At 66.4% G+C, this 6,268-nt stretch carries 4 protein-coding genes; all 4 read left to right on the forward strand.

Features of this window, described 5'->3' with window-relative positions; all coding sequences use genetic code 11:
* Nucleotides 1-530: 530 nt before the first annotated feature.
* Nucleotides 531-2,579 (forward strand): hypothetical protein, encoded by a 2,049-nt coding sequence (locus VGZ32_RS17185; protein WP_326887071.1) that lies wholly within the window; start codon nucleotides 531-533, stop codon nucleotides 2,577-2,579.
* Nucleotides 2,580-2,634: 55 nt separating this feature from the next.
* Nucleotides 2,635-3,087: a hypothetical protein gene (locus VGZ32_RS17190; protein WP_326887072.1), complete on the forward strand. Its 453-nt coding sequence runs from the start codon at nucleotides 2,635-2,637 to the stop codon at nucleotides 3,085-3,087.
* Between the two features lie 30 nt (nucleotides 3,088-3,117).
* Entirely contained in the window at nucleotides 3,118-4,989 is a 1,872-nt protein-coding gene (locus VGZ32_RS17195; protein ID WP_326887073.1) for a hypothetical protein, read from the forward strand.
* A 1,108-nt stretch (nucleotides 4,990-6,097) separates the two neighbouring features.
* The coding region (locus tag VGZ32_RS17200) for an IS3 family transposase (RefSeq protein WP_414642559.1) at nucleotides 6,098-6,268 on the forward strand (171 nt) is incomplete at its 3' end.

Raw genomic sequence — 6,268 nt, forward strand, 5'->3', positions numbered from 1 at the left:
GACACTCCACTGCTGGCTTATCGGAAACCTCCCGCGGACACTCTGCGTCGCGAGGCGGTGCTCTGCCCCGCTGCATCGATCATGGCAATGCGAAGCTTTCCGAAAACACATGGACACTAACAGCAGACTCTGGGAGATCACACGTCCGTGGGAAGACGGTGTCGCAAGGTTTGACCGACAACTACGGCCACATTGATCCGTTCCGGCTTGCTTGAGGGGCTCCAACCAAGTCGGGGTGGATCAATCTGCCTGGGCTGTGATGTGGTGTTTCTACACGTGTGTTAACTGTTGCAAGCCCGTGGGGTTGCGGGCGTTTCCTGCCCTCGGGCGGCCGTGGTTAATTCGGCGTGGTGCCAATACTTGAGAAACCCGCGTGCGCTTTGCTTGGTGGCGCTACCTTGGCAACGTCGACCGCGGTCTAACACGCGGTGGGCCTGGGCCATGTGTTCTGGGGAGAGACCATGTTCGGGCATTCATCTTGTTTTCGTTGCGCGTGATTGTAAGGCCGGCCGAGCCTGGCGCTCCATGACGTGGCTGATCGCGCCGGTGTCGTTCTTGCACTGGAAACTGTGCTCGCCACTGTCACCTGCTCGGACGGGTTGTCGGTGAGTGTTGTGTCTCCGCCGATCGTGCCGCACTGCGCGGAAGCAATGCGGTGGGGGTTTGGTCACGTGTTTCGCCGGTCGCCGCCTGGCTGCCGTGTCGTGAATATTCGGAAGGGGGTGGGCTGCGTGGCGTTTGCGACTGAGGGTTCCGCGCACGTCGATGGCGGAGGGTTCGGTGCCAGGCACGCGGTGGAGGTTGCGCCGGTGTCTGCGGCGCGGCCCGCTGACGCGTTGGAGTTCCATGCGGGTCCGGCTGGCGGTGATGCGACGCGGCACCTGTGCGCTGCTGCGCACTTGGATCGCTCCTTCCGTAACGCTGCGATCGGCGAGCTGATGGAGAACGAGTATCGGGTGCCCGCCGCCTCGCCCGGTGTCGATCTCGCCCGCGTGTTGGACGAGTGCCTGACCGTGCGGCGTGACGCGGCCATCGCGGGCGGCGCGATCATCCTGATCGTGGTGCTCGGCCTCTTGATCGCACCGTCGGAATTGCTCATCGCGCTCGGCGTTGGGGTGTTTGTCGGGGTACTGCTGTGGCTCGCTTCGCGAGGCGCCGCTGTACTGGCCGCACAATCGTCGAAGTCTGCCGAGGAGCGTGGCGCGAGCCGGGCCGTGATCGCCGGGGTGTTCGGCGTCGGCCTGCTCGGCGTCGGTTTCATCGTCCTGAAGTACGTGTGGAGTTGGATCAGTGGACTGTTCTCCTCGCAACCTTCGTACGGCGGCAGCGGGTTCGGCGGCTACTACCCGACTCCGGCGTACGAGCCGGGGTCAGGGTCCAGCTCGGGGCACCTGCTCGCGGTGATCTTCGGTAGTCTCTTCTTCCTGCTGGCGCTGACCGGCGTGGGTACGTACATGCGTTACCGCCAGATGCGGCGCTTCGCGGCTTTGCACCAGAACCGCGCCGAGGCGGAGAGCGGGGCCATGTTCCCGGGGTGCGCATCCGTGTTCGACCGGCTGCGCAACCGGCCCGCCGAGGCCGAGACCCTGTACGCCGATTTCTCGCCCTTCGTCGGCGCGGGCGTGCGCTTCGAGGACGAGGGCTGGTCATTCCCGATCGAGCTGCGGCCGAACCACGAGCTGCGCGGGCGCGGCGCGGCGCCCCGTCCGCTGGAAGTGCCCGCGATCCATCGCGCCATGGCCGAGGGCCTGGCCGGTCTCGGCGCCGGCGAGCTGTATCCCGGCGACATGCTGCACCGTCTGGAGGTGCGCGACCGGGTGTTCCGCAACGCCGTGCGTCGCGACCCGCCCGACGAATGGTACGGACGGCTCAGCGTCCGTGACCAGGACAGCGGAGTGCAGACCCTCGACCGTCAGTGGGCTAACCTGCTCGATCTGGGCTCCCACGAACGCCTCCGGCACTACCTTGAGGTGCGCACCCGCCTTTGGCAGGACCAGTTGATCACGACCGTGTTCGTGCGCGCATACGTGCAGGGCGGCCTGCTGCAGGTGGAAGGCCTGGCTTTCGTGCTGCCGCCGATCGCCGAGCGCTACCGGATCGTCGACGCGGCGCTGCCGCCGCAGCCCTGGCCCGAAGGCGTGGCCGCGGTGCGCTATGCGTTGATGTACTTCGGCCGCGATGTACTCACCTCCGTCGTTGAGCCCTGGGGCCTACTGCGCTCGATACAACGCAGGCGATCGCGCCAGAAGTGGTACCGGCGGATGCGGGAGGGCAATCGCCCGGTGGACTACGCGCCACGGCTCAGCCTGCGCCAGCTCGGCGAGGAACGCCGCTACCAACAGCTCTTCCAAGAGATGGACGTCAAGCGGTTTTTCACCGCCGTGCGCGAGCGCGCTTTCTCCGCGGTGCTGCGGGAGCTGGATCGCGCGGGTTACGACACCTCGGAATTCGAGCGGGTCTCTCAGATCGTCAACAACAACCTGAACCTCGGCGGCGGCGTACAGAACGTCAATTCGCAAGTACGTGGCAACCAGGCGGGCGGCCACAACATCAATGTCAACCAGAAGGTCCACACCTAAGCCGCAGCCCATTACTTCGCAGGCACACACCACCGTCAGGCCACAGGGAGAAACCATGAACGGCTACGGCACGCATGACCCCGGGAGTCCGGCGAGCGGGCACGGTGTTACGAACCGCGGGGACGGCGTGCAGATCGTCGGCTCCACGGTCGCAGGGAACATCGCCGGAGGCGGCAACACTGGCGTGCGCCAATCGTACGAGGTGAGGGACCCGGGTCAGCAGGACCCTTCATTCACGCCCGCGGACCTGATCGCCGCGCTGCGCGCCCTGCGCGAAGAGCTGGAGCGCTCCCGTGCGGCGGGCGAGGTCGACCTCGCGGAAACTGACGCCGCCGACGTGCACCGTGCTCTGGACGAGGCCGAGGCGGCGGCCGGAGAGTCGAGCCCGCAAGCAGGGCCGCTGCGTCGGCGCATCGGCACGATCGTCGATGTGCTGGGCAGCTCGGCCACCCTGGCCACGGCCGTTTCCACGCTGGTCGCCGTGTTCCAAAAGCTTCCGCTTGGCTAAGCGGGCCGCCGCACAAGAGGAGGGTGTGCGATGAACGAGCCAGACTGGGAACTCGCGGTCGAGTTCCGTCCCACAGATGACGCCCACGGCGCACCACCCGCGCCGCGCGCAGCGGTGGCGCAGGCAGGTCGGATCAGGCTGCTAAAGCCCCCGGCCGTGGGCGGCGGCGTCAGCACCACGGCAACTGCAAGGGACACAGTCAGCGCGGTCCTGGCCGTGGCCACGCGGGCGCGCGGTGAGCGCGACGCGGTACCGCCCGCACGGCTCGCCCTGATCGGCTTTAGCGAAGGCGGTCCGGACGAGATCGCCCGGATGCAAACAGCTGCCCGGCAGGCCGACCTGCCCGACCCGGAACTGGTGAGCCGCCCGGTGGCTGCCGCGCGCTACTTCCGCAGCACGCTCGCGTTCCCGCAGGGCACCGCGATCATCGTGGTCACGATGGACGATCAGGCCGCGAGCGCAACCGTCGTGGCCAACGACGCGAACGCGGCAGGTACAGCTACTGACACGGTGGTCGCGAGCGCGCTCGACCCGATCCCGATCGCCTTGTCCGCGGCAGAACTCGACCGCCGGTTCGTCGAACTCATCGCCGCCCATACCGGCGTGCAAGAACCTGGTCTGCCGCCGGCCGAGATCCGCCGTCTACGCGAGCTGCTGGCCGAACACTCGTCAGTTGGGCTTCCGGTCCAGAACAGCGAGACTGAGTTACGCATCACCCGAAGCGAATACTCCCGCGCCATCGCAGACCTCATGGGCAAGGCGACCGCGAGCCTCATCGGACTGCTGAGACAACTGCGTCCCGCACCCGGAACGCTCACCGGAATCTACCTCCTGGACGCAGCGGCCCGGGTGCCCGAACTGCCGCGGCGCATCCACCACGAACTCGGCTGCACCGTCTTCGTGGCCGACCGGCCGCAGGCCACGGTCCTCGGAGCCCTCGCCACGTCGGCAGACACTCCCGCCTCGTTCTTCGAGGACGAAGACTCCGTGGCCAAGCTCCCGCCCGAACTGTCGTCGCTGCCCGGCATATCCGGCATCGCCGACGTCATCGCCGAGTCAGCGCAGGTGCGCGGCCTCGTCACGGATGCCGGACCGCCGATTGCGGCGCACGGGATCGCACCGGCCGACAATGGCGCAGGGCGCGCGCCCGCTCAGCCAGTCCCCGACAACGCCGACCTCCAGCCGACCGCGGTCACGAGCGCATACTTCGACAAGCTGACCACGAGCGGCGCGCTCGTCAGTGAGCAATCCCTGCTCGGGCAGTACTCCGCACCAGGCGACTGGAGCAGCTACGAACCCTCACAGTCCCCGCCCCGACAGCAGGACCGCCGCCCGCGTGGCCTTCCGGCTTTGCTCGCTGCGGCTATCGTCGCCGTCGTGGCGGGCGGCGGCTACGCGCTGGTCCACACACTGCAGGACCACCACTCCGCGCCGAACCGACAGAACGCGGCGGCCGGTGCCCCTCAGTCCACGGCGTCCCCGGCTCCCCCCAGCCCAACCCCGACCTTCGACACACCGACCGTCGACACCCCCTCGCCATCCGATTCGACCGACACACCCACGCCCACCGGCTCCGACACGAGCACCGACTCGGCCTCGCCCAGCCCTGGCTCACAAGACCCTGCCAGCGTCGTGCTTGCCTACTTCGCCGCCATCAACGCGCAGGACTACCAGCAAGCCTGGAATCTCGGCGGTGACAACCTGGACAGCACGTACCAGGGCTTCGTCTCCGGCTTCACGAACACCTCACAGGACTCCGCAACCGCCCAGGACATCGACGCGAGCACGGCCGCGGTTCAGCTGACAGCCACACAGACCGACGGCTCCGTGCAGAACTTCTCCGGAACCTTCACTGTCGTCAACGGCATCATCACCAGCGCGACCATGCAACAAACCAACTGATAGATCGCGGTTGTCGGCCCTGTAGGTCTTCCATCCGCTACCCACGAGCTGCCAGATTGTCGATCAGGTGCAGATACTTGAGAGCCAGCCGTGAGCTGCCGGCTACCAGGACGCGTCGATAAATTGCTTCGGGTTCTGATCTTCGAGTCTCCTGCGAGTGCTGCAACTCATACTCGGCTCGCAGCCGGCATTGTGCGTGCCGAATATTCATCCGCGCAGGTCACGATCGCTGTAGGTATCACCGTGTTCGGTCGATAGGGTGTTGCGCGGGTCTCTACGTTCATGATCCCTCTCACCGCAGCCGATGGTGAGAGGGATCATGAACGCATCGTCCGGTCGGATGTGGGAGGGAAGTGGGAGGGGCGGGGACGGCATTCGGCGACAGCCGGCGGTAGATTCGGGATTGGAGATCGGGTGAAGGCCGGACAGGGCGGGGCGAGCCGGTACCTCTGAATATGGGTTGGCATATCAGGATGTAGGCTCATAATCCTTGGGTCGTGGGTTCGAGTCCCACCCGCCCTACCAGGGTTGGACGACTGACGTCTACCAGGGATGATGAGCACAACACCCTGATGAACTACGCGGCGGGGCACCGGCGTGTGGGTCCTACACCCTAGGATCCCGCGTCCATGGTGACATACACACCGGTGCCCCTGCCCGAGCTGCTGTGAACTGACCCCCTGAAGTGTCACAACACTTGACCTTCGCTTTGCGATCAGCGGCTTGACGTGCGGATTTCGAATTCGATTATTCTGATCGTTCCCTGCCACAGTCCTCGCCCGTGCCGACTATTCCACGTTCTCGCCCGGTCACAACGTCCGGAATCGATCAGCGCGAGCTGCTCACGCCTCGCCGCCAGGTTGAACTACACACGCGCGACAACGAGCAGTACCGGCGGCAGCTTCAGGTGCTGCTCCAGCTGATTGTTTTTCTTCGGGCGGGCACCGATTTCATAAGGCGCGCAGCTGGTCCAGGAGCACCGCAAGCTCGGCATCTCCTGGCTGTGCCGGGTGCTTGGCGTGGAACATAGGCGGTTCTACCGCTGGCGCAGCGACGAACCCGTGGGCCGCGCGGTGGCCGACGAACAGCTCCTGTAACGATCGCTCGCATCCACGCCGAGTCCGGCGGCGCCTACGGCGCGGCCCGGGTCACCATGGCCTTGCGGCGGGAGGGCCTGGTCGTCAACCATAAACGGGTGGCCCGGATCATGCGCGAACGCGGGATTCGGGGCGTGACACGCCACGCCGCTCGCTCACCCGCCCGGACTGCAAGGCTCCCC

Source organism: Actinocrinis sp., from assembly GCF_035938995.1.
GTDB lineage: Bacteria > Actinomycetota > Actinomycetes > Streptomycetales > Catenulisporaceae > DASZGI01.